General features: G+C 56.2%; 30 protein-coding genes and 1 pseudogene. 10 read left to right on the forward strand and 21 right to left on the reverse strand.

The window, feature by feature from the left end; genetic code table 11:
* On the forward strand, nucleotides 1-406 hold a 406-nt coding region (locus ACGVKB_RS11390; protein WP_392351851.1), incomplete at its 5' end, for a tyrosine-type recombinase/integrase.
* Nucleotides 407-573: 167 nt separating this feature from the next.
* Here ACGVKB_RS11390 and ACGVKB_RS11395 read toward each other — a convergent pair.
* From ACGVKB_RS11395 to ACGVKB_RS11405, 3 genes are all read right to left on the reverse strand, one after another.
* A complete protein-coding gene (locus ACGVKB_RS11395; protein WP_392351852.1) occupies nucleotides 574-774 on the reverse strand; it encodes a CCRG-2 family RiPP in 201 nt (66 codons plus the stop codon).
* Between the two features lie 189 nt (nucleotides 775-963).
* Entirely contained in the window at nucleotides 964-1,542 is a 579-nt protein-coding gene (locus ACGVKB_RS11400; protein ID WP_392351853.1) for a tetratricopeptide repeat protein, read from the reverse strand.
* A 246-nt stretch (nucleotides 1,543-1,788) separates the two neighbouring features.
* Complete coding sequence (locus tag ACGVKB_RS11405) at nucleotides 1,789-2,472, reverse strand: hypothetical protein (protein WP_392351854.1); 684 nt, start codon at nucleotides 2,470-2,472, stop codon at nucleotides 1,789-1,791.
* Between the two features lie 558 nt (nucleotides 2,473-3,030).
* Between ACGVKB_RS11405 and ACGVKB_RS11410 the strand changes: the two genes are divergently transcribed.
* Entirely contained in the window at nucleotides 3,031-3,552 is a 522-nt protein-coding gene (locus ACGVKB_RS11410; protein WP_392351855.1) for a DUF1269 domain-containing protein, read from the forward strand.
* Nucleotides 3,553-3,677: 125 nt separating this feature from the next.
* On the opposite strand, the gene grrA is transcribed toward ACGVKB_RS11410, so the two are convergent.
* Entirely contained in the window at nucleotides 3,678-4,013 is a 336-nt protein-coding gene (grrA, locus tag ACGVKB_RS11415) for a GrrA/OscA1 family cyclophane-containing rSAM-modified RiPP (protein WP_392351856.1), read from the reverse strand.
* Nucleotides 4,014-4,052: 39 nt separating this feature from the next.
* Nucleotides 4,053-4,937: an extracellular substrate binding-like orphan protein GrrP gene (gene grrP / locus ACGVKB_RS11420; RefSeq protein WP_392351857.1), complete on the reverse strand. Its 885-nt coding sequence runs from the start codon at nucleotides 4,935-4,937 to the stop codon at nucleotides 4,053-4,055.
* Between the two features lie 209 nt (nucleotides 4,938-5,146).
* On the opposite strand from grrP, the gene ACGVKB_RS11425 reads away from it, so the two are divergent.
* On the forward strand, nucleotides 5,147-5,989 hold the full coding sequence (locus ACGVKB_RS11425; protein WP_392351858.1) for a hypothetical protein: 843 nt from the start codon (nucleotides 5,147-5,149) through the stop codon (nucleotides 5,987-5,989).
* A gap of 555 nt (nucleotides 5,990-6,544) precedes the next feature.
* Here ACGVKB_RS11425 and ACGVKB_RS11430 read toward each other — a convergent pair.
* The 3 genes from ACGVKB_RS11430 to ACGVKB_RS11440 all read right to left on the reverse strand — a co-directional run bounded on the left by ACGVKB_RS11430 (nucleotide 6,545) and on the right by ACGVKB_RS11440 (nucleotide 7,609).
* Entirely contained in the window at nucleotides 6,545-6,721 is a 177-nt protein-coding gene (locus tag ACGVKB_RS11430; RefSeq protein WP_392351859.1) for a hypothetical protein, read from the reverse strand.
* Between the two features lie 287 nt (nucleotides 6,722-7,008).
* Nucleotides 7,009-7,239 (reverse strand): hypothetical protein, encoded by a 231-nt coding sequence (locus ACGVKB_RS11435; protein ID WP_392351860.1) that lies wholly within the window; start codon nucleotides 7,237-7,239, stop codon nucleotides 7,009-7,011.
* Nucleotides 7,240-7,339: 100 nt separating this feature from the next.
* Nucleotides 7,340-7,609: a hypothetical protein gene (locus tag ACGVKB_RS11440; RefSeq protein ID WP_392351861.1), complete on the reverse strand. Its 270-nt coding sequence runs from the start codon at nucleotides 7,607-7,609 to the stop codon at nucleotides 7,340-7,342.
* 437 nt (nucleotides 7,610-8,046) lie between these two features.
* Between ACGVKB_RS11440 and ACGVKB_RS11445 the strand changes: the two genes are divergently transcribed.
* Nucleotides 8,047-8,223 carry a hypothetical protein gene (locus ACGVKB_RS11445; RefSeq protein WP_392351862.1) on the forward strand — a complete coding sequence of 59 codons (177 nt, stop codon included), beginning with the start codon at nucleotides 8,047-8,049 and terminating at the stop codon, nucleotides 8,221-8,223.
* Between the two features lie 275 nt (nucleotides 8,224-8,498).
* Nucleotides 8,499-8,639, forward strand: a pseudogene (locus tag ACGVKB_RS11450) (DUF4278 domain-containing protein); the annotation flags it as partial.
* A gap of 104 nt (nucleotides 8,640-8,743) precedes the next feature.
* On the opposite strand, the gene ACGVKB_RS11455 reads toward ACGVKB_RS11450, so the two are convergent.
* Complete coding sequence (locus ACGVKB_RS11455) at nucleotides 8,744-8,983, reverse strand: TIGR03643 family protein (protein WP_392351863.1); 240 nt, start codon at nucleotides 8,981-8,983, stop codon at nucleotides 8,744-8,746.
* A gap of 80 nt (nucleotides 8,984-9,063) precedes the next feature.
* On the opposite strand from ACGVKB_RS11455, the gene ACGVKB_RS11460 reads away from it, so the two are divergent.
* Nucleotides 9,064-9,549 (forward strand): hypothetical protein, encoded by a 486-nt coding sequence (locus tag ACGVKB_RS11460; protein WP_392351864.1) that lies wholly within the window; start codon nucleotides 9,064-9,066, stop codon nucleotides 9,547-9,549.
* A gap of 7 nt (nucleotides 9,550-9,556) precedes the next feature.
* Here the strand turns inward: ACGVKB_RS11460 and ribD are convergent, their stop codons facing one another.
* Entirely contained in the window at nucleotides 9,557-10,621 is a 1,065-nt protein-coding gene (gene ribD, locus ACGVKB_RS11465; RefSeq protein ID WP_392351865.1) for a bifunctional diaminohydroxyphosphoribosylaminopyrimidine deaminase/5-amino-6-(5-phosphoribosylamino)uracil reductase RibD, read from the reverse strand.
* Nucleotides 10,621-11,109: a DUF3122 domain-containing protein gene (locus tag ACGVKB_RS11470; RefSeq protein ID WP_392351880.1), complete on the reverse strand. Its 489-nt coding sequence runs from the start codon at nucleotides 11,107-11,109 to the stop codon at nucleotides 10,621-10,623. Before ACGVKB_RS11470 ends, ribD begins: the two co-directional genes overlap by 1 nt.
* A gap of 95 nt (nucleotides 11,110-11,204) precedes the next feature.
* Between ACGVKB_RS11470 and ACGVKB_RS11475 the strand changes: the two genes are divergently transcribed.
* On the forward strand, nucleotides 11,205-12,242 hold the full coding sequence (locus ACGVKB_RS11475) for a helix-turn-helix transcriptional regulator (RefSeq protein ID WP_392351866.1): 1,038 nt from the start codon (nucleotides 11,205-11,207) through the stop codon (nucleotides 12,240-12,242).
* Here ACGVKB_RS11475 and ACGVKB_RS11480 read toward each other — a convergent pair.
* Genes ACGVKB_RS11480 through ACGVKB_RS11490 form a run of 3 tightly spaced genes read right to left on the reverse strand, consistent with a single transcriptional unit; the run spans nucleotide 12,161 to nucleotide 16,002 of the window.
* Complete coding sequence (locus ACGVKB_RS11480; RefSeq protein ID WP_392351867.1) at nucleotides 12,161-14,659, reverse strand: GH116 family glycosyl hydrolase; 2,499 nt, start codon at nucleotides 14,657-14,659, stop codon at nucleotides 12,161-12,163. The two genes, ACGVKB_RS11475 and ACGVKB_RS11480, sit on opposite strands and share 82 nt — an antisense overlap.
* 42 nt (nucleotides 14,660-14,701) lie before the next feature.
* Complete coding sequence (locus tag ACGVKB_RS11485; protein WP_392351868.1) at nucleotides 14,702-14,947, reverse strand: hypothetical protein; 246 nt, start codon at nucleotides 14,945-14,947, stop codon at nucleotides 14,702-14,704.
* Complete coding sequence (locus ACGVKB_RS11490; RefSeq protein WP_392351869.1) at nucleotides 14,944-16,002, reverse strand: sulfotransferase family protein; 1,059 nt, start codon at nucleotides 16,000-16,002, stop codon at nucleotides 14,944-14,946. Before ACGVKB_RS11490 ends, ACGVKB_RS11485 begins: the two co-directional genes overlap by 4 nt.
* A gap of 46 nt (nucleotides 16,003-16,048) precedes the next feature.
* Between ACGVKB_RS11490 and cbiE the strand changes: the two genes are divergently transcribed.
* Entirely contained in the window at nucleotides 16,049-17,344 is a 1,296-nt protein-coding gene (gene cbiE / locus ACGVKB_RS11495; protein ID WP_392351870.1) for a precorrin-6y C5,15-methyltransferase (decarboxylating) subunit CbiE, read from the forward strand.
* Here cbiE and ACGVKB_RS11500 read toward each other — a convergent pair.
* Genes ACGVKB_RS11500 through ACGVKB_RS11510 form a run of 3 tightly spaced genes read right to left on the reverse strand, consistent with a single transcriptional unit; the run spans nucleotide 17,328 to nucleotide 19,326 of the window.
* The gene (locus tag ACGVKB_RS11500; protein ID WP_392351871.1) at nucleotides 17,328-17,729 is read right to left on the reverse strand and encodes a DUF192 domain-containing protein; all 402 of its coding nucleotides are present in this window, start codon (nucleotides 17,727-17,729) and stop codon (nucleotides 17,328-17,330) included. The two genes, cbiE and ACGVKB_RS11500, sit on opposite strands and share 17 nt — an antisense overlap.
* A 5-nt stretch (nucleotides 17,730-17,734) precedes the next feature.
* Nucleotides 17,735-18,415: a winged-helix domain-containing protein gene (locus ACGVKB_RS11505; protein WP_392351872.1), complete on the reverse strand. Its 681-nt coding sequence runs from the start codon at nucleotides 18,413-18,415 to the stop codon at nucleotides 17,735-17,737.
* Nucleotides 18,412-19,326, reverse strand: a complete 915-nt coding sequence (locus ACGVKB_RS11510) for an NAD(+) kinase (RefSeq protein ID WP_392351873.1) — start codon at nucleotides 19,324-19,326, stop codon at nucleotides 18,412-18,414. Before ACGVKB_RS11510 ends, ACGVKB_RS11505 begins: the two co-directional genes overlap by 4 nt.
* 216 nt (nucleotides 19,327-19,542) lie before the next feature.
* Between ACGVKB_RS11510 and ACGVKB_RS11515 the strand changes: the two genes are divergently transcribed.
* Nucleotides 19,543-20,502, forward strand: coding sequence for a hypothetical protein (locus ACGVKB_RS11515; RefSeq protein ID WP_392351874.1), 960 nt, complete (start codon nucleotides 19,543-19,545; stop codon nucleotides 20,500-20,502).
* Between the two features lie 62 nt (nucleotides 20,503-20,564).
* Nucleotides 20,565-20,945 (forward strand): hypothetical protein, encoded by a 381-nt coding sequence (locus tag ACGVKB_RS11520; protein ID WP_392351875.1) that lies wholly within the window; start codon nucleotides 20,565-20,567, stop codon nucleotides 20,943-20,945.
* A gap of 13 nt (nucleotides 20,946-20,958) precedes the next feature.
* On the opposite strand, the gene ACGVKB_RS11525 is transcribed toward ACGVKB_RS11520, so the two are convergent.
* From ACGVKB_RS11525 to ACGVKB_RS11540, 4 genes are all read right to left on the reverse strand, one after another.
* Nucleotides 20,959-21,813 carry a formylglycine-generating enzyme family protein gene (locus ACGVKB_RS11525; protein ID WP_392351876.1) on the reverse strand — a complete coding sequence of 285 codons (855 nt, stop codon included), beginning with the start codon at nucleotides 21,811-21,813 and terminating at the stop codon, nucleotides 20,959-20,961.
* Nucleotides 21,813-24,209: an arylsulfatase gene (locus ACGVKB_RS11530; RefSeq protein WP_392351877.1), complete on the reverse strand. Its 2,397-nt coding sequence runs from the start codon at nucleotides 24,207-24,209 to the stop codon at nucleotides 21,813-21,815. The genes ACGVKB_RS11525 and ACGVKB_RS11530 overlap by 1 nt, the downstream gene beginning before the upstream one ends.
* Nucleotides 24,210-24,344: 135 nt before the next feature.
* Nucleotides 24,345-25,646: a flavin monoamine oxidase family protein gene (locus ACGVKB_RS11535; protein WP_392351878.1), complete on the reverse strand. Its 1,302-nt coding sequence runs from the start codon at nucleotides 25,644-25,646 to the stop codon at nucleotides 24,345-24,347.
* A gap of 83 nt (nucleotides 25,647-25,729) precedes the next feature.
* On the reverse strand, nucleotides 25,730-26,953 hold a 1,224-nt coding region (locus ACGVKB_RS11540), incomplete at its 5' end, for a DUF1254 domain-containing protein (RefSeq protein ID WP_392351879.1).

Raw genomic sequence — 26,953 nt, forward strand, 5'->3', positions numbered from 1 at the left:
CGGCAAGCAGTTGAAAGCACTGCGGAAGTGGTCGAAGCACGACGGTGCTGAAGACTTTGTGTTCGCTGAACAAACGGGTGTGCTCGACGGGCAACCTGTTCGCTTGGACGCCTTACGAGAGCAGTTTCGAGAAGTGGTCGAACGCCAGCGGCAAAGGGGGTTTGACCGGTTCACACCTGAGCTCTACTCGTTGAGGCACTACTTCGCGACGGAGCGACTCACTGCCGGAGTGGAACCTTTCAAGGTCGCCAAGTTGCTTGGTCACTCGCTTGCTGAACTTGAGCGGACTTACGCCCACTTGCTCACTTCGGAAGAGCGGTTTGTGCGTTCGGTTGGGAAGGAGACGACGCCCACTGAGTTGGTCGACGCAGGTGTGGTTGTAGTTGACCCTGACGACCTCGAGTAGACACGAAAAAAGCACCCCCGTTGGCGGAGGTGCTGGTTTCAACTTTGGGGTACCCCTGGGGGGAGGTGGGGGATAGTTGATTTTTTTGCCCATGGAGAAGCAATAAAAAACCCCGCTCATGGCGGGGCTACTTATTGAAGACAGAAAATAACTGGACATGCGATTAATCAGTTTTCCTCCATGGAATCATGGCTGATATTTTTTTTGGCATAATCATTAAGATCACCAAGTGAGTTAGCGGCATCGTCAGATTCATCCCTGATCCACTTTTTCCATACTCGAAATACCCATCCTGATAAGCCACTGCCATTGATCGCTTGAAGCTCATCCAATGTCAATTCCTGATCAAGAAACTCAGAGTTGGCCATTGTTCTGTGTTGTGTGAGAAGTGAATGCGGAAGTCATCTCTCCGACCCACTCACCATCGCCGTAATCGCTAAACGCTTCATTGCCCTGGCTCAACTACGGTTGTGACCTTGGTCACAGGGGGGGTATTTAGACAATAAGAAACCCCGCCTTGCGACGGGGAAAGCGTTTCAATCAGACAGTGTCAGATGTCAGCACTGCTTTCTTACCCATTCCGCAACAGGCGCCCTATCACCCAATGCCGCTGCCTTCGACCAATCGGCACAAGCACCTCCAAGATCACCTAGTTTTTCTTTTTGAATACCACGAGACCTATATGCAAAAGAATTTTCTGAATCCAATTCAATCGCAGCATCAAGATCTCTGATCGCTCCTTTGATATCACCTAATTTCTTTTTTGCTTCGCTCCTGCCGACATAGGCTGCGGCAAAACCAGAAGCAATTTGCAATGCTTTGGTGTAGTCCTTAATAGCACTTCTATATTGACCTAGGTTTACTTTTGTCATACCACGGGCATAGTAACCAGATCGTTGTTGAGGATCTAACTTGATGACCGATGTAAAATCGGAAACTGCCCCTTGATAATCTCCGCTCTTGAACCTTTCCAAACCTGAGTCATAAAAGCTGATTGCATTTTGCGCATGCGCTGACTGCTTGATGAGCAACCCTGAGCCAAGTCCGCCGACATGTGTCAACCCAACGAGCAAGGGGCGTTCGAATGGCAACAGCAGGACAAAAGCAGCCGCGAAGGCCGCCGAGAGCCGAGACATTCTCAACATTGCATGGTTAGACCATCACTAGCTTTGATTCATGAGACCGTCTATGTGTTTTTTGCATATAAAAACCCCGCCATAACTGACGGGGTGAGATGCATGCGAGTGCTTTACAAGGGATGACATCAGGAACCACACGACCTGCCCTACCTTCCCCAAGGTTGAGTCTCGCATGGCTTGCATCGACTGATTGAGCATCGGCCCCCAAGCACACGAGAGATCGATTGCCCCTCAAAGTTGAGATCACATCTCTGGAAGGCAGATGTAGAGATTGTTTCCGTCCTGATCGAGCGCCTGAAGCATAGTGCTGCCAGCTTCTACAACCATCAGATGCGTTGGCGAGTTGGGGTTAGAGGATGAGCCGACATGAAAGACCTTCTCACCATTATTGAACTCTCGGATCATTTCAACCTGATCATAGTCTTCATGAGTCGTCAATGTTTCGCCATGCTCCATATCCATAATGGAGAACATTGAGCCGTTGCGCTGTGTACTTTCAAATTGATCAAGTCCCCCCTCGCCCCAAACCTCGATATTGCTACTTGGACGCCTCCCTGAATGGTTACCAACGATCACATCATTGCCTCCACCAGCCTGAATCTGGGTCCAATAAATCGATCGAGGATGGCCTCGAAAATCCTCCCTTTGACCGATGACAAAATTTTCGCTAAGCCCCGTCCCTTCAATTGACTCATTGACGCGAATTGTGCCTTCTACTAACACCTCAGTTCCTTCAAATTGAGCATCGGTTTCGTCGTATTGAGTTTTCAGCTTAATGTCAGGGAGGGCCTCCAATGCGAACAGTCCTTTTTGAGACACTTCCTTCAAATAGCTGAGGCTGTTCTTGTCTTGAATGGTGATATCTAGAGCATTCAAACTCTTGAGAATGCTGGCTGATCCCTTTGTGGCCTTAGTGATTTCGAACATTGGTCTTGGTGACGTGTGGTTTGTGTCTTCGGGGCGTTGCCCTCCGATGCACTCACCATCTCCGGAATCACCGTCACAGTTGATGACCCGAGTCAGCCCTGCCTGTGATGCTGGTCACAGGGACTCAGAAGCATTGCAATAACTGGCTTTAGAGGCTCACCTCCAAGTGCCAAACAATCAGCCTGTTCCTCTCATGAACGGTCAGCAACGGGGGCATCTAGTTCAACAACAGCTCAGTGACCGCTGGTTCCCCGAGGTCTTGAATCCCGCCACAGGGCCACCGCTTGAAGGTGTCAAGCAGGGACCGGGCGATGCGGATGGCATGAGGCATGGGTCAGACGTGACGGCATGAAATGGTCCCGGCTGTTTTGCTGGACGAAACCTCAGATCATTCACCCTGGCCCAGTGTCAGGTGCTTGGTGGCTTCGATCTCAAACAGCGTCTGTTGCCAACGCCTTGGCCGTTCAAGGTCAGTCAGTGGTACCGATCGAGCTTTTACGACTGACGCAAAACAAAGCCATAGTCAGCATGACCACATCAAAGGTGTTTTGCCCTTTCATGAGTGACCTGATCGTCGTCGGCTTCCCCAAGGTGCAGGAGGCCGAGCAGGTGCGTCTGGAGTTGGTCAATATCCAGCAAGAGCATCTGATTTCCCTGGAGGATGCAGTGGTGCTGGAGCATGGCGAGGATGGTCACGTGCATCTTCGCCAGGCCATCAACATGGCGGCCGCTGGTGCTGTGGGTGGCAGCTTCTGGGGCGTGCTCGTCGGACTGCTCTTCCTCAACCCTCTGGTTGGTGCGGTTGTCGGAGCCGGTGCTGGCGCTGCTTCAGGTGCCCTATCTGATATCGGCATCAATGATCAGTTTTTGCGTGAGCTGGCCGAAACCCTGCCGAAAGGCAGCGCTGCTTTGGCGCTGTTGGTGCGGGAAGGCACGCCTGATCGCGTGATCGAACGCTTGCGCAGGCATGCCCCCAACGCGCGCTTGGTCAAGACCAACATGAGCCATACCGATGAAGACAAGCTGCGTCACTTGCTGAAAACAGCTGCTAAACAGGCGGAGGCGCTGCGTCTGTCCTGACGTTGAGACTGCACAGGATCGGTTCTATTGCAGATCAGCGGTCAAGCAATAAAAACCCCGCCATCAATGGCGGGGTGAATCCATCAAATCTTGGACAACATGCTTGACGAACTAGCCCCTTTTTCTCACCAGTTCGCGAAGCCACCTCTATAGCGAGCGTTGGCAAATCCGCCGCCGCCGTTGCCCCAGGCACCACCACGGGCATTACCAAAGCCGCCACCGCCACCACCGCCGTTGGCCCAGCCGCGTCCGCGGCCATTACCCCATGCAGCGATATCGATCGATCTGTTGGACGTTTTTTTGAGAAAGGGAGACCAGCTGTCGTTGCTGCGCGCAGAAGCAATGCGTTGCTCGATGCTGTTGTCAGCTTTTTGAACGGAATACGTTCCGGCCGCAGTGGCGCCAACACTGCTCCAGGTGCTGAGCAGGATCAGTGTTCCAAGAAGGGTTGTTGGTTTCATTGAATTGAGTCGGTGAACGTTGATGGTTTTGCAGAAGAATTAATCGGCCTGGGTGTTGATCCCTGTCACGGTCGACAGAACAGCGTTGTAGTAAGAGGCGATCGTCTCCGCTGACAGACCCACAGAACTCTCGGGACCGATCCAACGGTTGATGCGAGTGGTGCTTTCTTCGTCTCCATCGATGTAGTTCTGGAGAAGCTGGGCAATGGCGACATTGGCCTTGGCCAGCAGCACTTGGTTCTCAGGATTGACAACGCAGGAAATGGCAGCGCGGCCGTATGGACGCTCAGGCACGGCCTTGCTGCCAGGGACTGCATCGAGATTGGCCTTGGCCCAGAGGGCGCCATTGGCGATGGACTCCACTGTTCCTTGCTTAAGGGCATCCAAGGCAGCCGCAGGAGAGTCAAAGGGCTTGAGCTCTGCATCAGGCAACTGCTTGGCCACAACGCTTGCTGGGACGGAATCCTTAATCACCCCGATGGTCATGCCCTTCAGTTCTGCAGGCGTTCCATCGACATCAGCGGTGGTAAGGAATCGAACACCGCCAACAGCGAAAGGAAGGGAGTAGCTCAATTCCTTGGCTCGGTCCCAACTGAAGCCCACTCCACAGGCGATGTTCGCCGAACCATCCTTGAGGGCTTCACCAGCCGCTTTGATGCTGGTCACCTCAATGATGTCGGGGCTGGCATCTCCACCGAGTTCAGCCTGAATCACACTCAAAACTTCATGGGAGAGACCTTCCCACTGCTGTGCTTTTTTGGAGCTGTAGGGCAGCGCATCGGTCACAGCCACAGCCTTGAGGCTGGAGATCTGCTCTGGAGGAGAAGCAGGCGCTTGAGTGTCCGACGAAGAATTCGTGTCTTGCATCGAACAGGCAGTCAAGGCCGTCAGCGCCAGGAGCAGAGCAGAGGAGCGAAGAGGCATCAGGTGCAACGTGCAGCTGAACTACTGAATTGTTAGCCGTGCCCGAATCGCCGAGCCCAATAAATGCTTGATCTGGACCAGACGCATTTCCGAAGACAGCTCGACACCCCACGCGGTGAAATTAAGAACCCCGCCATTGCTAACGGGGCGACATCCGTGAGGTTTTTGTCGGGAGTTCGATCAACACAATTCACGATGTCTACAAACGCTTGCAAGTCAAACAGCGGCATTCGAGAAAGAATCTTCAAGCCCTGGATGACCAAGCTTGTCTGCTGCACTCAATAGCCCTGACGGTATCACTAAAGTCAATAACTAGCGGCTATAGTCAATCGAGACAAATCAATTGCATGGGCTTTCTCAACAAAGCCACAACGGCTTTCAACAGAGCTCCGGAAATTAATCTGGATTCCTTTGAAGATGAACTTGCCTATAAAGTTGAGTGGACGCCTTTGGTTCGAGGCGGGACAAGTTTCACCACCCATAGGCTGGTCAAAAGCCTTGGCACGAAACGCGACACAATCAAAATCAAAACAACAACATGGTGCTACCTATTTTGCAGTTTATGGGTGATCCTTTCTGCCTTCATGATTAGTTCAACTTTGTCGGGTGATGCGACATGGACATTCAACGGAGCAGAAGGTCCACCCCCACCCATTTGGCCTTTATTGGCACTATTACCAGCAGCAGTAAGCTGCGGCATGCTGTATTGGCGAAAAAAGAAAGAAGGCCTATTTGAATACCAAACTTATACTTTTACAAGAGGGAAACAGAGCTTCGACCTCGAACAAGTACGCGCAATTCAGCTGATCGATGAGCGGGTAAGCAAAGGCGAAGGCTATTTTAGAAGCTATGAATTGAACTTAGTATTCAACAACTGCTCTAGGATCAACATATTAGACCATGGCTCCTTGGGTGCAATCAGACAGGACAGTTGGATGCTATCTGAATTCCTTCGTGTTCCCATCTGGGATGCTATTGGATTTCGCATGAGCCCTACAACGAGGGAGGGAGATCCAAAAGCAGACATTTTCAATGAAAACCTAAGAGCTTAATAGCTTGTTGACCATTGCAAATCATTCATCGGTCACAAACAAGCTTAATAAGCCAAGGCTCAATCGACCATACCAAAACAATTTGAATTGACTTCAACAAGCGTTCGGAATGCGCTACTACAAGCCAATCAACACCTTCAATACCGCAAGAATTTTCTATAAGCAATCTGAATTGACGACAGATTGGGACTCCATACGAAGCAAGCTTGTGCCCACTAGATACTGCTCCAGCATGCAAACTCTTCACTCTTCAACCAGTTGCTCTTATAGGCAATGGAAACCCCGCCATTGCTGACGGGGTGAGTGTGTGTTGATTTTTGTCGAGAGATGGTGAGCGACAACGACGACGTCTTCTCCCCGAACGGGGATTGAAGGCATGGCCCTAATCGGGGAAAACGACCTAGGGGAAGCCATCACCGCGATGGGTCGATGCCTGTTCCAACTGCAACGGAATCTGTTGCTGGAGACTTAAAGCGTTGGCACAGATAGATCCAGTTCGATCAATTGTCAAACCGAGAGAAATACAACGCGTTGAAGCGCTTCAGGCCATTCAACTCATGTGCCTGGGTAATGACTCTGCTCCAAATGTTCGAGGTGTTCCCGGACCGCACGATCGGGCATCGCCATCACACGATGCATTAAATCCTGGCGGTAGCTATAGAGCCCCTTGCAACCACGAATGGGGTCCAAAAGTAACTCGATGAGATGGGCTTTTGCTGTCGTTCCATTCATAGGGTTCAGGAAATCAGAGAAATCTGTTGGACGCCTTCAATCAAAACAAGACAACGCTTTGTGCATGGATTAATGACGCAAAGGTGGTGAGCTTGAAAGTACTAATCATCGGACTTAATGTCGAGATAGGCCGAGGCAAGCCGAACCTTGATGTGATCTGGTAAATCGTCAGAATCTCTGTCGTAGTCGAGCGTATCCAAGATGAGATCCTTGTACTTATCAAAGTAACGAAGCCGAGAATCAAACGTCATGCGAATCTGATGGGGCTGGTACTGATCCATGGGGAATCAGCCCTTAATGACAGCCAAACAATCCATGACACTCCTCGTGCCCATTTGATCAACAAGCCTGGCCATGCGATCCCTGGTGGCCTTGAAATCGGCCTGTCGACGAAATGGATGCACCATGAATCCAATCAGCTGGTCGCGCTCTGACTTGAGATCGATGGTTGGAAGTTCAATCATTGGAAGCAACATTGACGACTTGCAATCAGTGTCGTTCGGCCAGTCGATCACCACATCCCTCGACTGGTGCTCCATTCAGACCCCTTTGCGGCCAGCCCTCCCCCAACTGGTGCCCCTTGGCCAGCGCAAGGAAGCTGCTCCCATCGCTGGCAGATCACGACAGCAAAGTTAAGAACCGAAAATCGGTAGCATTTGAAACATCAACGGCAACGACAGCAAAGCCAGGTTTGAAATCGAACGCAATGCAGATTGCATGGATAACACGATGACAAAGCTCTGCAAAGACCTGAATACACAGCTGGCCATTTATCGTGCTTTTCGCAATGTCCATGGGGTCGCAGCCGTGCTGCGCGAGATGGCCCATGAACGCTGCCGCATCCAGACCACATACGTTCGCTAGTTCCCAACGCAGCACATCGATCAACCGGCAAGGAACCTGGCCCCCGATGGCTTGGTCGGTGCCGTGATCAGATCCACACCAGCCGCTGGAGCATGGCTTCGTCTGGCTTAGTAATCTCCGCAATCAACTCAACAGGATCGATGAAAACACTCAGAAAGTTTTGGAACCAATGGAACGCTTGGGCTGACAAGCACATCGCAACCTGGCAGCAGGAACAACGGACCGGCCGTCGCTGACGACGATTGAACAGGGTCCTATCGCCCGACCAGCTTCTGCACGGAGAACCGACACGGTGTCTCACCGCTTCGCGCAGGACGCAAAGGGTTGAGGACAGAGATCCCAGCAGCTTGTGAGCAACCTCACATGCTGCTGGGATTCTGCGCATCAGGTCGTTCGAGATTTCAAAGGATGGTGTGGTCATCGGAGGGGGCACAACCTTTCAAACCCTCCCGGAACCAACCATGACAGGGACAACAGCCAAAGCTCATTTACTCGATCTTCTTCTCGAGCCACTTCGGGGAAGCACAGGGCTCTACACCTATCGACAGGAGCTCATGCTGCAGGTGATGAACATGCCAGCTCTTGAAGTCAAGGACCGATTGAAGGATCTCCAACGCAGGAACGGCCTTGAGTCATGAGCCCTCACCCCGTCAGCAAAAGCACAATCGTTCCAGCTGCCAAAAGCATCGTGGAAGCGGACGCTGCTTGCAGAGCAGTCAAAAAGGCCACTCTGCTCAGCTTTGTTGATATTCAGCACGCTCCCAACCAACACCTTCATGGTTCACAGTGATACAAAAGGGGACTTGATATCGCAAAAAATGTATAACGCGCTACAGATGTCGAGGCCTTCACGCATCTTTATTGTAGCCAATGTGTCTATCTGGTTTAATACGAGCGCACTTTTGCCGACCCCAACTTGACAACCCAGCAGGCCTCAACCGTTCTGATGCAGTACAGACGAAGCACTTATGTACTCAATCAGAAAAGAAATCAAGGGTCAAACAAGGTGGTAGCACTCACCTACAGGGGAGTTTCCTACGACAAAAGTCTATGAGGTCCAGAAAAACTCGCCAAGAATGACAGAAACCTCACTTGACCCCGTCACCCATGACGGGGTCTTTGTTTGAGCGTTGGTCGATGGTCTCAGCCATGGGGGTCCTACTTATGACAACTCGCCCGAAAGCGATCGGAAGGATTCGTCACCGCATGCTTGGTTTTTCGTCCGGACACCCGCCGTCTCCAGAGACGGAATGATGACGACTTCAAGGTTCGTCGCATCAAGGCAATCACCTCCTGCTCTGACAGACCAAATTGATAAGCAATGGCCTCAAATGGGGTCCGATCTTCCCAGGCCATTTCAACAATCCGGTCTAGATCAGCTGAATCCAAATCATGCATCAAAGTTGTCCCGGTGATGTTGCAGACCATCGCGTGATGACGACGACACCAGACATCGGTTCTAACGGATCCTGACTCGAATGGGGGGATTGCCGTCGACCGCCACATCGCCCCCTAGCTCAAACCAACAACCAAGTTTCAGCGCTTGTGACCCAACAAGACACTGTCAACATGCATCCATCAGCCCCTGGGAGACCATGCAAAAACGATCGACTTTGACCTTGATCATGCTGAATGTCAGCCTCATCGTCAGCAGCATCTCCCACGGCCAGGGTCATGCACAAATCGTGCAACCGATCGCACCCCAAACCATTCAAGAATCAGGAGATGCGCTAAAAGCATTTTCCTTGGGGATGGGTGTTGGCATCGCCAACTACATGTGCTTTGAAGCTCTCAAAGGACATCTCGACCCAACCACTGGCAACAACATTCTTGGTCTGTATACGCAGTGGTTTGACCAACAGACGACGTACCAACGCAAACCTTTCATGACGGGATTCAACCTGGAAGTCCGTCAGTTCAATCAAGCCTTTCCCGACAACCCCTGTCCCTACTCGCTGCCCTGATGAATGCTCAACCATCCAGCCTCAACTGGATCAGCCAGTCATCACCGAGGGCTTGCACCCCAGATGCTGCAGCGGACAACACCTGATCCATCGCTGTAAATCCCAGATGCCCCAGCGGTGTACGGGCCGGGTTCCCCCCCATCAATTTTGGAGCGATCACAGCAGCCACCTCTTGAATGCATCCCTGGCGAAGGGCAAGGGCCGCCAGCTCCGGCCCACATTCCCAAAGCACGCGATTACAGCCGCGTTGGGCCAACGCGCGCATCAACTCCGTGGGATTACACGGCGAAAGCAGCACACGTTCAGCACCGTCGGGTAGCGCTTGATCCTGACGGTCCGGTCCATGGGCCACCAGAGTCGGCGCAATCGAAGTGTCCCAAAGCTGAGCCTGGGCAGGCAAATCCAAACTGCGCGTGAGTACGACGCGCAACGGTTCAGGCTGACGCCGACCCCGACTGGTGAGCAGCGGATCATCGGCACGCACCGTGCCGCCACCGACGATCACAGCATCCATTTGGCTCCGCAACTGATGGACCCAAGCCCGTGCCGGCGGGCCGCTGATCCATTGGCTGGCGCCATTGGCCAGGGCCGTACGCCCATCAACACCCATAGCCCACTTCAGGACCCCCCAGGGTTGACCGGTCTGCACACGATGCAGAAAAGCCCTGTTTTGCTCAATGGCCAACGCACGCAGAACACCCGTGATCACCTCGACTCCGGCGTCGCGCAGCTGAGCGATTCCGCCACCAGCCACCCGAGGGTCTGGATCCTCCAGTGCGATCACAACGCGAGCAAGGCCCGCGCGGATCACCGCCTCACTACAAGGGGGGGTACGGCCGTGATGGCAGCAGGGTTCGAGTGTGACAACAAGGGTGCCGCCGCGGGCTGCAGCACCGGCCTGGGCCAGAGCACCAACTTCGGCATGAGGCTGACCGGCACGGGCATGGAAACCTTCACCGACCAGTTGTCCACTGGCATCGAGAACCACGGCACCCACCAATGGGTTGGGACTGGTGGACCCATCCGCCAAGGCCGCCAAAGCCAAGGCACGGTGCATCCAACGGGTCCACATCAGCTGAGCGGTTCAGTCTGGAGCGAACGCCACTCACCCACCACATAGGGAGGGACCGGGAGCTCCGTGAACACCCCGGGCAGCACCAGACGCAGCGGGCGGTTGTTGCTCAAATCATCCAGCAATGGATCAAGGGCGAATTCAGCGGCGGCCTCCCGTCCGTCAGTGGCCAGAACAGGGTTAGCCAGGGTGATGTCGTCCAACCCCCACTCGCGACGTCCAGCGAGCACCTGCAAGGCGGTTGGATGATCGAGGCGCAGACGGCCCGGAAAACCGACGATCCTCAACACGACGGGTTGTCCAGGCTGCCCCTCCCGATAAGCCACAGCTTGCCAGCTGTTGTAATCCAGATCGCGAAGGCTCTCCAGCGAACGCACCATCGCGATGCCGGCTTCGTTTTCATGTTGGTGGACCTGGGCCGCAGCTGGACCGGGCAGACTCAACACGAGAAGCAAGGAAGCCAGAACGGAAAAAAACAAACGCCGCATGTGGCGTGGACGGGGCATGGCATGAAAACGGTAGGCAAGCCAGGCCTGAGCCATGGGCATTGGCGTATTTCCCTAAACGATGCAAAAATTGCATGATGACGGCGTTCTCCCATGCCAATCAGGCGGATGAAACGCTGTCGATGCGTGTTCCGTTCCGTTCCGCCTGGGAACTGAAGACCCTGTTCGCCCAACTGGGTCTCGACTTCCGAATCGTTCAGATCACCGCTGGCGAATTGTTCGGCTCGTTTGAGCTGGGCGGTCATCCCGACACACCCGTGTTTTCGATTCGGACCAATCAGGGTCTGCTCTTCGAAGGCGACCGACGCCCGAACGCAACACCAATTGCACTCGAACACACCAATTCACTTGATTTGCACCGTGTGCGTGGTGAGGTGGTTGGACAGCACTGCATTCACGGATTCAATCGCTTTGTCACCGAGTCTTTCTTTCAGATTTCACCAGGTGCCTATAGCAGTTTTGCTCTGCTGAACAGCGATCGGCTGGTCAAGCTGCTGGTCGAGGCGGGTGATGACCAGCTTTTCGAAACAATGGAGTCCGCCAATTCTGTTGCGGTGAACCATGAGCTGTTCCAGCGGATGCAATCGCTCATTCAATGCAATCCTTCCACCGACCCAGCTCTCCATCAAGACCTGCTTCTGACTGCCGTTCTGGAATGCCTTCATCCAGAACAAACCACCGTGTTGCATGACGGTGAACTCACCCAAGGTGCTGGTCTGATGAAGGAACTTCTCACCTGGGGACATTCCAATCCCACCAAGGTGATCAAACTCGAAGATCTAACCCGCTATATCTTCGCGTCGCGATCGGCCATCGTTCAGAACTGCCGCGTGATGTATGGCATGGGACCCATGGCCTTGCTCAAACAGATCAGACTCGGTCAAGTGCAACACGCGCTGAGTCAGCCACTGGTCCAACGACAAATTGGCTGCACCAATGTGCAAAGTATCGCCAGCTACTACGGCTTCACCAGCCGCAATCACTTCGCCAGGGACTATCGACAACAATTTGGCGAAGCACCCAGTCAAACCCTTCAGGCCAACGCAGTCCCAGGGATGGTCTCCCAGCCTGTATCGGTCGCCCAAATGCCCCAAATTGCCATCGCCCGGAGGTAGTGGCAGGCCCGGAACGTGTTCACTGCAGTGATGGCTTCAGGGGTGCGGAACTGCAATCCACCGGCATACACCTGATTCACAACAGCCTCTGTAATCGCCAGTGCCGTCGACCTCTCCCCCATGAGGCAGAAATAACTGGCAATCCCAAAGTTGATCCCGGTCCAAACTTCTAAAGGATGGGTCCCATTGGGATCCAAAGGAGACCCATCACGGCGTAAACCATTGGCCACGCCAAGGCTCCCTCCTGCAAAACGCTCAAAACAAGCTTCCCTAACGGCCTGAAGGGTGCTGCGGCAGTTAGCCTCACTGGCCACAGGTTCCAAACCGAGCAGGCGCGCATAAAAATCACCGCACAATTGATCAGCCATGACCACAGGTGTGCCGCTCTCGGCATCAATGTCGTAGTACTCGCCATTCCACAACAACCGGTCAAAGTTGCTGCGAGATTGCGATAACCAGGCCCCGAACTCACGTTGTTGCTCAGACGTATCCAAACCCGTTCTCAACTGAAGCGTCTGCGCCATGGCCAAAGCTGCCTCCAAGGCAGCAATCCATAGGGCGCCGCAGTAAGCACTCACCCCTTTAAGGGGCCAATCATCGAAGGTCTGATCGGGCGCGCCGCCGTTATCGGGCAAACCATCGTCGTTGATATCGAACGTCTTCAGGTAGCGCAAAGCCTCAACCGCTGACGGCCAGCAGTCGGCCAAAAAGCCGATGTCCTCCCCCGTGGGCGCCAACTTGAACGTGCGCCACACCTGCAGGACGAAATCACTGCCCAGGTCTTTCCAAAGGTTGCAATCTTGATAAGCCGTGTAGTTGGTGGCATCCCATGGGATCTCATTGGGAGCTCCGAGATCGTGGGGGGTGGCACCCTTCACCTTGCGGTCGGCTTCCACACGTCCCTTGCCCTGGGTGAAGTACCAACCGATGGGACGTTGGCTGGCATCAGCGGCTGGGATCGCTCGAGCGAAGCTGCGCAGCACCGCTTTATCGAGTTCTGGCCACAACTGGAGCAAGCCAAGCGAGCCATACAGCCGCACATCAAGGCTTTCGTACCAGGCGTAGTCGAGGCATTCGAGGACGCCAAAGCGCCCGTAGGGATCCTCTGCAGTTGCCGCACTCCAGAGACTGCCGCCGCTGCAAAGGTCATAGAGCTCATTGAAGAGCGCCATCCGAATCGATTCTGGGAGTTCCGTCCGCGCCAGGATCGGCTTCTGCCAGGCCGTGATGCGCTGCTGCCAGTCAGACCAATCCCGCAGGGCTTCCGCAGCGATCGCTGCAGCTCCGTTGCCCTCACTGCCGAAGAAATCGGTGTAACGCCGGAGAGCCTGACTGCCAGTGGCGAAGGCCGTGACCGGCAGATCCCAGCTGATCACCACGGGGATGGTGATGGTCTGTCCAGGCTCCAGCTGACACCGCACCGCGAGAGCAGCGCTGAGGGGGTCATCACTGCCGCTGCGGCGATCGTTATCGCTCTCGGGGATTGTGCCGTCGGCCTTGAAAGAGTTCCACAGTTCACTGCCATCACCGGCGGGATTCCAGCGGCTGCAGCGCTGAACGGTGACACCTGGCTGATCCGCCGTGGCGATGCACCATTGCCCCTCTCCCTCAGCGATGGGCTCGGACCGGGGTCCCTCCAAGAGGATGCCTCGAAGGTTGCCGTCGTCGATGCAACGGTTGCGCTGGCCGTCGGTGCGGCCGATGGCCGGCACATAGTTGTGCTCCGGACTGCCGTCATCGCGGAAGTGCACCTCAGCCGAGGCATCCGTGTTGGTGAACCAACCGGTGGTGTTGCGCCAGCTCAGCAGTAAGGACAGATCCAGGGGCGCATGGGTGGGGTTATGCAGCGTCCACACGACCACCGCCACGGGATAGCTGGTGCGTTGGTAATCGCCCGGGAGGATCGGACTGAACGCCTCACAGCGAACATCGGCGGCATACACCCCGTCGTACTGCGTCCAACTCAGTGGGTAGCGGGCGGCATAGGTGCCGGTGCTGTGCTCCGCGGTGCTGGCGGGGTACCAGTCCCAGGCCGCCAAGGGCTCGCCAGCATCGGGACGGGAGTCATCGCGATCGGGTTGAACCGCCAGGGCATGGGCGCGCCGGCTGGTGCCCTGACCTTCAAACAGGGCGAACTGACAATCGGGCAGCACCCCAAACCAATGCTCACCGCCATCGAGGTGCCAGAGATTGAACGTTCCGTCGGGTGCCCTGCCGATGCACCCGGCCCCAAATCCCCCCAGGGGCATGCCGTGGTTGGGACCGTCATCCAAATTGCTGGCATAACGCACCGTGTAGGGCTTATCCCAGCCCAACCCGAACGGTCGACTCCAACTGGCCTCCGGTGGTTGCCATCGACCGGGTTGATCGCCGCGACCCAACAGGGATTTAAACGAGGACAATCCGAGCGAGGCCATGCAACGGCAGGAAGATGTCCCAGATTGCCAGGTTTACAGCCATCAGCCAGAGCTGAAGTCAGGCGGACTGTCCTCAGCATCGAGCAAGGCATCCAGCGTGACCGCAGTCCGGACCAAGGCCTGATAGCGCTGCAGGGTGCGTCGGTTCTGATCCAACCATCGGCCGGGTGCCAGTCCGCCTTCGAGCTCCGGATGCTCCGAATCCATCAAGGGCAACTCCTCTTGCCGCGCCATCAAAGCCAAAAGCAGTTCATGCAGGCGTTGGCGTCGCGTCCTGGCGGATGTCATGGCCTGTTCATCAGTTCACCCAGACGCCGTTCAGCGTCCCTCGGCAAGGCCACCGCATCCGCCTGATAGGACCCCGCTTGGGCAATCCGGGTCCGGATCGGACCAACGGCCTGGGGCCAGCTGGGCAAGGCGAACCCCTCGTAGAGCCTCCGCAGCACCTGCTCTGGGTGATGAACCAAATCGTCGTACTGCACTTCGATGAGCTGGCCCGCGGGAATCAAATCACGCGCGTCTTCGAATGCCTGCAGCAGCTGCCGATGGGCAGCCACCGTTTCCTCCACCTGCACCACAGGATCCGGCGACGTCTGAAGGCCCACCAACATCGCTAAGCGTTGTTTGACCTGAACCAGGGAGCGAATTGAGTCAATCGGTTGACGCCGGAGCAGCACGAACCGCGCCCGGGGAAAGTGCCGCAACACCAGCGGCACGCGGGCGGTGTGAACGGAGTTCTTGATGAGGAGCTGCGACTTACCGCCTCCGTCGTGGAGCCAGGTCATCCGCGTGAACCGAAGCCAATGCCGCTCAAATGAGCGAGTGGATCCGAGCACGCTGCGGCGAAAATGGAAGGGATAGGCCCGCGGGAAGGCCATCCCGGCCATGTTGGTGTCCATCGTGAGACGAGCCACACCCAACTCGTCTTCCTGCGGATCATCCGGCCCCCAGGGCACGGCATCAATCGGACGTTGGCTGGTCATCGCACGCTGCAACAACGACCGCAACCAAGGCTTCAGCAGCAACGCCACCTGGGGAGCAACCGTCAGGGAATTGCGGGCTGTGGCGATGGTCGGATCACAGGCCAGCAACTGATGCAGATACGTGGTGCCGCTTCGCCAGTGGCCGATCACAACGATCGGATCCGAAGGGAGCACGACCCGATTCAACTGTTGGGAATAAACGAGTGACTGCAGCCAAGCGAGTGGTTCGACCGCCACACCACTGAGGACGATCGGAAGACTCACAGACCAGCGGGACAGGCTGGGACGACCCAGTTGCAACCCCCTGCAGAGCACCCCAGGGCGAATGAATCCTGCGGCAACCAGACGATCGGAGAGCACAACAAAGCTGCTGACCTGCAGCCCAGCGTGACATCAGAATGCATCCATGATCGATGTGATCGGCACCGATGCAGGAGCTCCGGCGTCCCTCCCTGCAACGCATCAGGCCCTGATTCGTGCCGCCAGCCACATCGCAGCGCCACGGCGACTCCAGTCGGCCTTGAGGGCGTGGCTGGACGACGAAGCATCGACTCTGATCAGCAGCGACGATCCCCGGGCCCTGGTGAGCGCCCTCAAAGCCCTCCCCGGCGCTGCCAAGGTCGTCGTGCTCGCCAGTGGAGATCCGCTGTGGTTTGGGATCGGACGCATCCTGGGCGATCGCCTCAAGCCTGAGGAGCTGCGCTTTCATCCCGCACCGAGTGCTCTGCAACTCGCTTTTGCCCGCATCGGACGCCCCTGGCAGGACGCCAGTTGGGTCAGCCTGCATGGTCGTGATCCCGATGCTCTGAGTTCCGCGTTGCAGAAGCGGCCTGCCGCCCTGGCCGTCTTAACCGACCCCAACCAGGGAGGAATCGATGCTGTGCGGCGGATTCTGATCAGCAGCGGCTTGGACGCCAGCTATCAACTTTGGCTGTGCGAAAACCTTGGTCATCACTCCGAACGCGTGCAACGGATCCGACCGGAAGACCCGTTGCCAAGCCAGCTGCAGCCTCTGCTAACCGCTGTGCTCATTGCCGAAGAGCCAGAAGCACCACCAGCGGCAAGCCTGCCGTTGTTCGGCATCGATGACGGCCTTTTTCTGCAGCATGCAGATCATCCTGGGTTGATGACCAAACGAGAGGTCCGCATCCAGTTGCTGGCGGAGCTCGCCCTGCCTGAGCAGGGTGTGCTCTGGGATTTGGGGGCCGGCACCGGCAGCGTTGGCCTCGAAGCACTGAGGCTGCAGCCCAAGCTTCAGTTGCTCGCCGTGGAACGGCGAGCCGGCGGGGCAGCCCTGATCCAGGCCAATGCCCAACGGCTGAACGTGAAGGCGACTGAAGTCCTCGAACACGAGGTCTTGGCTCTGTTGCGGAACGGCGGCATCACACCAGCGCTGCAACAACCGGATCGTGTCCTGCTGGGCGGCGGCGGACGCGATCGGTCTGCCCTGCTGGCGGCGGTGCTGAACGTCCTCCGACCAGGCGGGGTGGTGGTAGTCCCGCTAGCCACGCTGGAAGCACTCGCGCAGCTGCGGCCGCAATTGGAGACGGCAGGCCTGAGCGTGCGCGTCACGCAGCTGCAAGCCTGGCGGGGTCAGCCCTTAAGCGACGGCACACGACTGGCCCCGATGAACCCCACACTGATCCTGACCGGCATCAAGCCCAGGCCCGCCGACAGCACAACAACTAGGGAATCGTGCTGATCGCCGCCGGATCGCCCACGGCAATTCCAAGCCGCTGTGCTTCACCGGGCCCCAGCTCCACCACACCATCGGCCGGCTGATCCGGTCCATAACTGCGACAGGGCAACGACGGGCATGGCGGCACCTCGGCCTCCACGGCGATCACCCGTCCATCACGCACAAAGAGCATGTCCAGCGGGGCCACGGTGTTGAACATCCAGAAACGCAAGGGCTGGGGCCGATCAAAGGGAAACCACATGCCTCGCAATGGCGGCAGCACAGGCCGTTGCATTAAACCCAGCCGCTGTTGATCCGCCGTACGCGCCACTTCCAGATCGATACAGCGCTGTTCCCTCACGCACCAGCGTGCGGTGATCGGCAAGTGTTGTGGGGGAGTGGCGTCCATCCGGTTCAGCCCCCTGAACGCTCAGCGCCAAGGCAATAACCACGGCCGCGCACCGTATGCAACAAGCGGCTCTCACCCGTGGCCTCAAGCTTCTGACGCACGTAGCGCACATAGACCTCAACCACATTGCTGCTCGAGGCGCTGTCCCCCTGCCAGACCAGTCGCAGCAACTCATCGCGACTGAACACCTGTCCAGGCTGTTGCAGAAAAACCTCCAGCAAGGAATATTCCCGGGTCGTCAACGCGATCGGCCGTCCGGAGCGGTGCACCGCACGGTTGAGAGGATCCAGGCGAAGGTCCTCGAACTGAAGACAACTGGGCGTCCCGCCCTGCCGACTGCTGAGGGAGCGGTGCAAGCGCAGCCGCAACAACAGATCGCTCGGCGGACCGGTGGACAACCAAAAATCGTCGGCACCGAGACACAGACATCCGGCACGGGCTTCCACGCTGTCGGTGACCAGATCCAGCAGGATCGGCATCGCGCCAAAGCGCTGGCGAAGATCACCGATCAGGGTGGACTGATCAGCGCCGAGAATCGCAGCCGTGGGCTCCTGACCCTGGGTGGCAGAGCTGGACGTCACTCCTGCACTCAACCAATCGACCGTGCTGTACCCCGACACCGAGAGGCGTTGGGCGAGGGCCAGGGCCGCCGGCCCAGCCAACAGCAGCAACGGCTCCGGCGTCATGGTTCGTCCTTTTCAGGTTTGGCGATGTGGGGCAGACCCCAACCCAGTTTGTTGCGCAGGACCTGAAAGAACTCATGGTCTGCAAGACGAACAAAACGCACCGGATGATCGCTGCGACGGATGAGAACACGATCTTCCGGCCACACGTAACAACCGGCGCTTCCATCCACCACCATCAACAACCTCTCCGGGGTCGCCGGGAACACCGTGACCGGTTCTCGGTCACTGAAGACCAGGGCCCTGGACGCCAGAGAATGGGGTGCGATCGGGGTGAGTTGCAGCACCGGACAATCCGGTGTGATCACAGGACCACCGGCACTGAGGGCGTAGGCCGTGGAGCCGGTGGGGGTGGACAGAATGACCCCATCAGCAGCGATATCCACCGGAGCGTGTCGTCCGATGGCGATCTCGAAATGGCACATGCTGGTGAGAGGCTCCCGGTGCAGCGCCATCTCGTTGAGCGAGAGCGCCTCCCAGCGACGCTGATCGCCGCGCATCACACTCACCACTAAATTGCTGCGCTCTTCAATCGTCCACTGCTGGGTCAGGATCACCTCGAGGGCCCGATCCAGGTCACCGAGGTAGGCCTCCGCCAGAAAACCAAGGTGGCCTGTATTGATGGTCAGGATGGGGACACCAACCGGTGCGGTCTGGCGTGCAGCGGACAGCACCGTGCCGTCGCCGCCAAGCACAATCGCCAGGGCGAGCGAATTATCGAACTCCTTGGGGACGCAAGCGCTGTAGCCCTGAAGGCGCAGGTGCTGATCAGGATTGGCAAAACCGACCATGCCACCTGCACTGCTGACGCGGACCACGTTGTGGCCAGCCACCTCGAGGCGCTGCTGAATCGTGTCAGCGGTCTGCACCGCTAGATCTTTCCCGTCATTCACGATCAGTCCAATGCTGGGCACTGATCCGGGCGGGTAAACGACCCGTTCAGCTTATGGGCAGCGGAACGGTTCGCGCCCTCGAGGAAGGCTTGTGTAAAGCGCTCGATCCACTGGCCCCGCGAACAGACCATGGTCCGGATCTACCGTTTTTTTGGTTTTCGATCAAAAAATCCGTAGCTTGGGACGAATTCTGTGGATTCGACCCAAATGCGAGCGGCTCTCCTCCTCTCCGTTGCCTTGGTTCTGCCCGTCCTGGGAGGTCCGTCTGCCAAAGCTGCGGAGCCTGAGGAAGTCCGCTCCGATCGCGACACCATCGAGTTGGTCGCTCAAGACACAACACCAGAGCAGGCCGACTCCGACGAGCAGGATTCAGAACAGTGGCGTCTTTACCTGGATCTCTACGGATTCCTGCCGATTGAGAATGAGGGAACGGTCAAGCTCGACGGCAACAGCAACACCGGCAACCTGAGCCTCAGCGACATCCTCGAGAACGTCTCCAGCATTGCGACGCTGCGCGCCGGTATTGAATACGGTCGCTTCGGCCTGCAGACGGGTGTCTTCCATGGGGCCGTGGACTTCAACGATGGGATGACCGAGCGGATGACCTATGAACGGTCCCGCATCCGCAAACTCACCGGAAAGAAAGTCGACCGCAGCCTGAAACTCAGGGGTGACATTGAAGGCGACTTCCATCTCGATCAGACACTGATCGACATCGCGCTGCGTTATCGGGCCGGGGATATTCAGCGCGCGAAGATGGACGAAGGCAGCTTCAGCTTTGTCGGCTTCGCAGGGGCACGCATCGTGGACGGCACGATCAAGGCCGATGTAGACATCGACTTGTCCTCGTCCTACGAAGGCCCGGTTCTCAAGAACGAACGTTCCAAAGAGATCGACCTGGGCGATTCCTGGTCCCACACCTGGGTGCAACCGCTGGTTGGCATGCAGGCCACCTATGCCTTCAGCCCGGACTGGCAGGCCTTTGTCTATGCAGACGCCGCAGGATTTGGCCTCGCCGGCAAAAAAGATCTCAGCGGCAATGCACAGGCCGGAATTGCCTACGCGGTGGGGAATTCAACCCAGGTTTCCTTGTCATACAAGGTCTATGGACTGGAGTACGCCGCCCATGGCAATGACAACGGCTACAAAGCCTTCTCCCATGGCCCCAACATCGGTCTTCGTTTTGTCTTCGACTGAGTCCTGATTTCCTCGGGATGTGACTCCGTCGCATCCCGCAATCGATTGACCGGTCATTGTTGATGTCCAAGTTTCAGCTCAATCCACTGCGGCTGTCCTGCCTCGTTGAACTTGGGACAGGAACGGCGCTGCTGCTGGCACCGGGGTTAGCGATGACCCTGATTGTTGGCTCATCGTTGCCCAACGGTGGGAATCAAATGGCGCAATTATTTGGCGCCGCGATCCTCTGCCTTGGCCTCTCCTGTTGGTCCAGCAATGCATCGTCTGAGCGGACGTCGATGCCCATCATTGGGCTGACGGCTTACAACGTCATCGCCGGCGTTCTACTTTCCCTTTTCTCAATCAGCGGTGTTGCCAATGCAATCGTGGCGATCCCTGCCGCTCTGCTGCACATCGCACTCGGTGTTGTTCTGTTCGTCGATCAACGCAAAGGCCGGCGTTGATCAATTCGTTTGATCAACGGTCGACGGCGCAGCGGAAACCCATATGACAAGTCGCCGTATCCAACGTCTGTCCCATCAGGGCAGACGGTCTGAAGCGGTGGCAATAGTTGTCAGCACAGAGAAATGAGCCGCCTTTGATCACACGGCGTTCCTGCTCGCCGTCCGGGACCGCATAGGGCGTGGACGTCCATTCCCAGACATTTCCACAGACATCAACAAGCCCGTAGCCATTGGCGGGAAAGCTGCCGACGGGCGACGTCCAGAACCAGCCATCCGTTTCTTGGTTGACCCAAGGGAAGGGCCCCTGCCAGACATTGGCCAACCAACGGCCTTCAGGTGTTTTTTCAGAACCCCAGGCATAGTCCTGATCAACCAGACCACCTCGGGCTGCAATCTCCCACTCATCCGCGGAGGGCAGGCGTTTTTCAACCCACTCGGCGTAGGCAAGGGCGTCCTCGAAAGCGACATGGACCACGGGATGCTGCATCAAACCGTCAAGACTGGTGTCTGGGCCCTGGGGATGCCGCCAGTCGGCTCCGGCAATGAGGGCCCACCAGGAGAGAGGTTGGCTGCGATCCACCGTTGGGGGAGGCGGAAGAAAAACAACAGATTCAGGAATCTGTTCTTCAGGAGGGAGATCCGGGTAGAGCGTCGGATCAGGAGGACGTTCTGAAACAGTCTGATAACCGGTGGCATCAACAAATTGCTGAAACTCGGCGTTCGTGACAGGCGCCAAATCAATCTCGAATGAGTCGATCGAGACCTGTCGAACAGGCGCTTCCTCCGGGTAGAAACGATCGGAACCAACCTGATAGTTGCCAGCCGGGATGGCAACCATTCCATCCCGGCACGTCGAACGAGACACCATCAGCCCTGCTTGGAGTCGGTGTCTTTGGGGTAGATCTGGATCGTCACCTTGTCAATCTGACCGCCATAGGCGCTGTAACGCCGGGGACCAATGGTCTTGACGGTGACCGCAGAGCCACGATCGAGTCCAACATCAGCACCTTCATCAATGGAGAAGCGCGATGCGATCGTCTTCTCCAATCGGCCCTCAGCGACGACATCGCCGTTGAGTTTCATCCGAACATCAGCACCTTTGCCAGTACCACCTCCGTCGTAGTCGAGCTCGAAACGAATCTCAGACTTACCGGTGGGTAATGGCTTGTTGCTTGTGAACGTAAACAGCTGACCCATGTAGTTGTAGGTGTAGGAGGGCTTGTTGTTTTCCACATAAAGCGACCACCCGCCAAATCGACCACCTTGGGAGAAGATCACACCATCCTCATTAGTTCCTTTCACATCCACATAGGCCGTCACACTGTTCGAAACATTCTTGACATTGAGAATCGAGTCTTCGACCAAGTTCCAGGCATAGGGGTACAGATCCATGGATGTCCGGTCACCCAACAGGGTCGGCCGACCAGCAACGGAAGGCACAAGACGCTCAAGCAAACGGTCATCGAGGGGGAGCACCTGATTCTCGATCGCCTCTTCCATGAACTTCTTCTTCATCGCGGCAAGGCGTTCCGGCTCTTGATCAGCAAGATTGTTCGAGAGACTGAAATCCTTGGTGGTGTCATAGAGCTCCCAACCATCATCCGCCGCAACCGTATTCATCCTCTTCGGTGCCATCCAGGGGTACATAATTGTGGCCCGCGCCATCCAGCCATTGTGATAGATACCGCGGTTGCCGATAATCTCAAAATACTGTGTGTTGTGCTTTTCTTTGGCATCTGGGTTGTCAAAGGTATACATCAAGCTCGTGCCTTGCATTGGAATCTGATCAATGCCATTGATTGTCTTGGGCATCGGCAGATTGGCGGCTTCAAGGATGGTTGGAGCCACATCATTCACGTGGGAGAACTGCGTGCGTATGCCACCACCATTTTTGATTCGTTTGGGCCAATGGATCACCGTGCCGTTGCGTGTTCCACCGAAATCGCCGGCAACCTGCTTGGAGAGAGCGAAAGGTGAATTAAAGGCGATTGCCCAGGCCATGTGATACATGGGGTAGGTCGTTGGTCCGCCCCACTCATCAAGTTTGGCCTCCTGCTCATCTGGAGTTTCTCCTACACCATTGAGGTAGTGGTTCCAATTCCAATGACCCGTCCGATCACCTTCGACGCTGGCGCCATTATCGCCGGTGATATAAATCACCAAAGTATTATCAAGCTCGCCAAGATCTTCGATGGCCTGAATCAGACGCCCAGCTTCATAATCGGAATGCTCAGTGAAGGCAGCGAAAACCTCGGCTTGACGTGCATAGATTTTTTGCTGCTGGGGGGTGAGGCTATCCCATTTGGGAATACTGTCTGGGGCCTTGGCCATCTGAGTCCCCTCAGGAACAATCCCTGCCTTGATCTGGTTCTGAAGATTGCGCTCACGAAGAACATCCCAGCCTTCGTCAAACTTGCCTTTGTATTTGGCGATCCACTCCGGACCAACATGATGGGGGGAGTGCGCACCGGCTGAGGAGTAGTAGACGAAAAATGGCTTATCTGGCTTAATTGACTTCTGTTGGCGAACCCAGCCGATCGCCTGGTCGGTCATGTCTTCGGTGAAGTGATACCGATCCTTCTTCGGAGCATCGACAACAGTGACACCATCGTGAATGGTGGGTTCCCACATATTGTCTTCGGCGCCGACGAATCCATAGAACTTTTCAAATCCCTGACGCGTTGGCCAACGGGTCTGAGGACCGGCCGCCGTGGTCTCACGGCCTGGCGTTTCATGCCACTTGCCAAAGGCCGCAGTGTTGTACCCATTCAGTCGCAGGATTTCCGCAACCGGAACGGCATAGTCGGGCACAACCGTGGAGTTTCCGGCATAACCGGTCGCGACCTCTGGGATCGATCCAGTATTGACCTTGTGATGATTACGACCGGACTTTAATGCTGCCCGCGTCGGTGCACACAGTGCTGTGGTATGGAATTTGTTGTAACGCAGTCCTTTTTCAGCAAGCTTCTCGGCCGTCGGCATGTTCACCACGCCGCCAAAGGCAGACGGAGCCGCATACCCAACATCATCGAGAAGAATGATCACCACATTGGGCGCATCAGCGGGTGCCGTCACCTCCCACTGCGGTGGTAAAGGCACCTCTGAAGGGAGAACCTTGGTGACCTTTTCCGGCCTTGGCTCAGCGATCGGAAGGATCGTGCGGTCAAACTGGGCACTGTTGGCCTTGTTCTGAAGTCCGAGCTGAGTTGAACAGGCAGCAAGAGCAAGAATCCCACCACCAACAACAAACTGACGGAGTTTCATAAACTTGGAAACGGATGCTAAGTCCTTTCAACCTAGCTTCAAAAAGGACAATACCCTTCAAACTTATGTTGCAAAATGATCAATCGATGGTCGAATAGTGGAAATGCGTTCTTTTGGTACCAGGACAATGGGGCGTCATGGATGAAGGGACTTGGCAATACCGACTGCAGCGAACGATCCACTGGCAATGGCACCTTCGATGAAGCCACGCCAGGCCTGGGCATGGTCGCCGGAGGCAAACACCAGGTGTCCCTCCTGTTGCGGTAAGGCATCAGCAAATCTCGCAATCGTGCCGGGGCGGTAGGTGCACCAAGACCCCTGGGAGAGGCCATCGTCACCCCAGTCATGACCAAACGTGGACAGCAACTTGACCCCAGGAAGAAACTCCTCAAGAACGATTTGCCAGTCAGCAACAGACTTGTCGAGGGCACCGGGTTCCAAGCTGAATCCAGCCAAAACAGAGTGCTGCTCCCCACGCTTGTACGTGAAGCTTCCAATCAGGGGTGAATCGGTTGAACGCGAAAGAGTCATCACTGCACCCGGATCGCCCTCCACCTCAAAGAACACTTTGTAGCCACCACCCACATGCTTCAGTGTTGAGGCATGCTGCTTCACCTCCGACAACGGTGGGTCAAAGCGCACGCTATTCAGTACATTGAGCGGGACGGTGATCACCGCACGCTTGGCATTAACGACCTCACCATCAGTTGTCGTGACAACAACACCAGCCTCCGATTGCTGAACCGAGGCAACAGGGCTGTTTAAAGAAACCTCAAAACCACCATCTTGAACAATGGCATCAACCAGAGCACCGGTGCCGTTGTTGAACTTATAACGGGCAGCGGTGTCATTGAACATCTGATAATTCCAACCCGTCAATGACCAACAACGCATCATCTCCACGTAAGACGCGTTTTCAGGTTGATTCATTGACAGGATCTCGAGAAAACCACCAATGGATGTGCGTTGCAATGGTGTGAGCTCCAAGGCTGCCAAACGATCAGCCACGCTTAAGGAATCGTGGGCACAGATTGCATCCCAAGTGTGACGCTGGTCGTAGGGACGTTCCCAGACCGCCTTGGCTTCCGCAAAGAACAATTCAAAACCCTGCAGGAATTCACCGAGCTGATCCTCCTGCAGGTCATGGACCTCACCATCAATTTTGATCGCCACCCGTTCGGCGACGCAACCGGGGGTTTCCTCAACCTCCAAGCCGTAGCGCTCTTTTTCGGCCCAGACGAACGGTTGGGTCCAATGAATCCAGGTTCCGCCCAATTCCACATGGAAGCCATTCACCTCCTTGTGCCATGTCCGACCACCCAGGCGATCACGGGCCTCAAGAAGCAACACATCAAAACCACGTTGCTTGAGATCGCGAGCAGCCGTAATGCCGGCAAAACCGCCACCGATCACAACAACATCAACAGTGCGAGACATCGGACCCGAGGGAAAGGAGAACAGGACAAGCAACGACACCCATCGATGGATAGATACCCACCGATGGGATCAAGACAAAAGAATCAGAGCTGTTCGATCGCCCCGAGTTTCCAGCTGCGGTCGAACCACTCCTGGCCAGGACCGTAGAGACGGAAGATTCCGAACCAACCCTTGCCGGGAACCGTCTTCACCCAGTTGGCTTCTTTGCCTGCTGGGGCTTCCGGGCCAAAGTAAAGATCAATGCTCCCGTCGGCATTCTTCGCCATCTCCGGATTGCGCTTGTTGTTTTTGCTGGGGTAGGGCATCTCCTTGCTCTGCAACATTGAGCGGGTTTGGGGGTCGTAAACCACGAACGACCAGAATCGCTGAGCCGGGGGATTGGCAGGGATGTTTACTTTGTAAGTTTTGGAACCATCCAGATAGGCACCGCTGCTGTCACGAGAGCTGAAGGTGTACTGAGAGCCCACGCCTGGAAGTTCCAGCACCATCGCCGGTGTGTTCACCGTGGCGAGGTAGAAGAACAGCGTGCGGCCATCCATGTCACGGCCGCCATTGCCGCCATCCACGAGGTACGTGTGGTTGCCGCCGGGGAAACCGGTCTGCCAATAACCGGCCTTGCCGGGATAGATATATGCCTTGGGATCCTGCGGGGCAAACAGAATCGAACGTGCCGTCGCATTGCCAATGGCGACCGCTTCAGTCAGCAGGGCTTTCTGTTCCCTGGTCGGATTGAACGGCTTCCCTTTTTGAATGCCAATCGCCGAGGCCATGCCCAAGAGTTCAGGGGAGAACATCGCGGAGGGCTCACGCTGGATCACCTCATCCAGTTCCTCGTAGAACTTGAAGTTGTTGGCATGGATGGTGTTCACATCTGACCCGGTGAGGTTGGTGAACGTATTTGCAGGAGGGTTGCTCCTTTGAGCGAAGGGATACACCTTGAGGCCATTTTTGAATGCCGTCTTCGCCGTATCAGGCTTGCCTTTGTCATCGAGGAAGCCGCGAAGGATCAGCCAGTTGATCTTGCTTGGCGTTTTGGCCACGAAGTAGCCATTGGTATTGGCGGGTGCTTGATGACCAGGGCCAAGAATCAGATATTTACCGCCTTTGCCTTTGTCTGGGCCAGGGCCGCCCATATCGATCACAAAGCGGAAGAAAGCGTCATTGACCGTGCCGGGACCCGTGCCCGGTGGAACTTCGACCACCATGGGGCCATCACTGAGGTCTAAAAATGCGGAGGCATACACCGTGTCGGTGTTGCCAGTGAGCCAGAGTGACGTGGAGCTCATCAGCTCCTCAAACAAACCAAT

The organism is Parasynechococcus sp. (genome assembly GCF_042954325.1).
Taxonomy (GTDB): domain Bacteria; phylum Cyanobacteriota; class Cyanobacteriia; order PCC-6307; family Cyanobiaceae; genus Parasynechococcus.

Bases quoted from the DNA above. Each gene is read 5' to 3' on its own strand.
- ACGVKB_RS11395 (WP_392351852.1), bottom strand. From the start codon at position 774: ATGGCCAACTCTGAGTTTCTTGATCAGGAATTGACATTGGATGAGCTT.
- ACGVKB_RS11400 (WP_392351853.1), bottom strand. From the start codon at position 1,542: ATGTCTCGGCTCTCGGCGGCCTTCGCGGCTGCTTTTGTCCTGCTGTTG.
- ACGVKB_RS11405 (WP_392351854.1), bottom strand. From the start codon at position 2,472: ATGTTCGAAATCACTAAGGCCACAAAGGGATCAGCCAGCATTCTCAAG.
- ACGVKB_RS11410 (WP_392351855.1), top strand. From the start codon at position 3,031: ATGAGTGACCTGATCGTCGTCGGCTTCCCCAAGGTGCAGGAGGCCGAG.
- grrA (WP_392351856.1), bottom strand. From the start codon at position 4,013: ATGAAACCAACAACCCTTCTTGGAACACTGATCCTGCTCAGCACCTGG.
- grrP (WP_392351857.1), bottom strand. From the start codon at position 4,937: ATGCCTCTTCGCTCCTCTGCTCTGCTCCTGGCGCTGACGGCCTTGACT.
- ACGVKB_RS11430 (WP_392351859.1), bottom strand. From the start codon at position 6,721: ATGAATGGAACGACAGCAAAAGCCCATCTCATCGAGTTACTTTTGGAC.
- ACGVKB_RS11445 (WP_392351862.1), top strand. From the start codon at position 8,047: ATGACAGGGACAACAGCCAAAGCTCATTTACTCGATCTTCTTCTCGAG.
- ACGVKB_RS11455 (WP_392351863.1), bottom strand. From the start codon at position 8,983: ATGCATGATTTGGATTCAGCTGATCTAGACCGGATTGTTGAAATGGCC.
- ACGVKB_RS11460 (WP_392351864.1), top strand. From the start codon at position 9,064: ATGGGGGGATTGCCGTCGACCGCCACATCGCCCCCTAGCTCAAACCAA.
- ribD (WP_392351865.1), bottom strand. From the start codon at position 10,621: ATGTGGACCCGTTGGATGCACCGTGCCTTGGCTTTGGCGGCCTTGGCG.
- ACGVKB_RS11470 (WP_392351880.1), bottom strand. From the start codon at position 11,109: ATGCGGCGTTTGTTTTTTTCCGTTCTGGCTTCCTTGCTTCTCGTGTTG.
- ACGVKB_RS11475 (WP_392351866.1), top strand. From the start codon at position 11,205: ATGACGGCGTTCTCCCATGCCAATCAGGCGGATGAAACGCTGTCGATG.
- ACGVKB_RS11480 (WP_392351867.1), bottom strand. From the start codon at position 14,659: ATGGCCTCGCTCGGATTGTCCTCGTTTAAATCCCTGTTGGGTCGCGGC.
- ACGVKB_RS11485 (WP_392351868.1), bottom strand. From the start codon at position 14,947: ATGACATCCGCCAGGACGCGACGCCAACGCCTGCATGAACTGCTTTTG.
- cbiE (WP_392351870.1), top strand. From the start codon at position 16,049: ATGATCGATGTGATCGGCACCGATGCAGGAGCTCCGGCGTCCCTCCCT.
- ACGVKB_RS11500 (WP_392351871.1), bottom strand. From the start codon at position 17,729: ATGGACGCCACTCCCCCACAACACTTGCCGATCACCGCACGCTGGTGC.
- ACGVKB_RS11505 (WP_392351872.1), bottom strand. From the start codon at position 18,415: ATGACGCCGGAGCCGTTGCTGCTGTTGGCTGGGCCGGCGGCCCTGGCC.
- ACGVKB_RS11520 (WP_392351875.1), top strand. From the start codon at position 20,565: ATGTCCAAGTTTCAGCTCAATCCACTGCGGCTGTCCTGCCTCGTTGAA.
- ACGVKB_RS11525 (WP_392351876.1), bottom strand. From the start codon at position 21,813: ATGGTGTCTCGTTCGACGTGCCGGGATGGAATGGTTGCCATCCCGGCT.
- ACGVKB_RS11530 (WP_392351877.1), bottom strand. From the start codon at position 24,209: ATGAAACTCCGTCAGTTTGTTGTTGGTGGTGGGATTCTTGCTCTTGCT.
- ACGVKB_RS11535 (WP_392351878.1), bottom strand. From the start codon at position 25,646: ATGTCTCGCACTGTTGATGTTGTTGTGATCGGTGGCGGTTTTGCCGGC.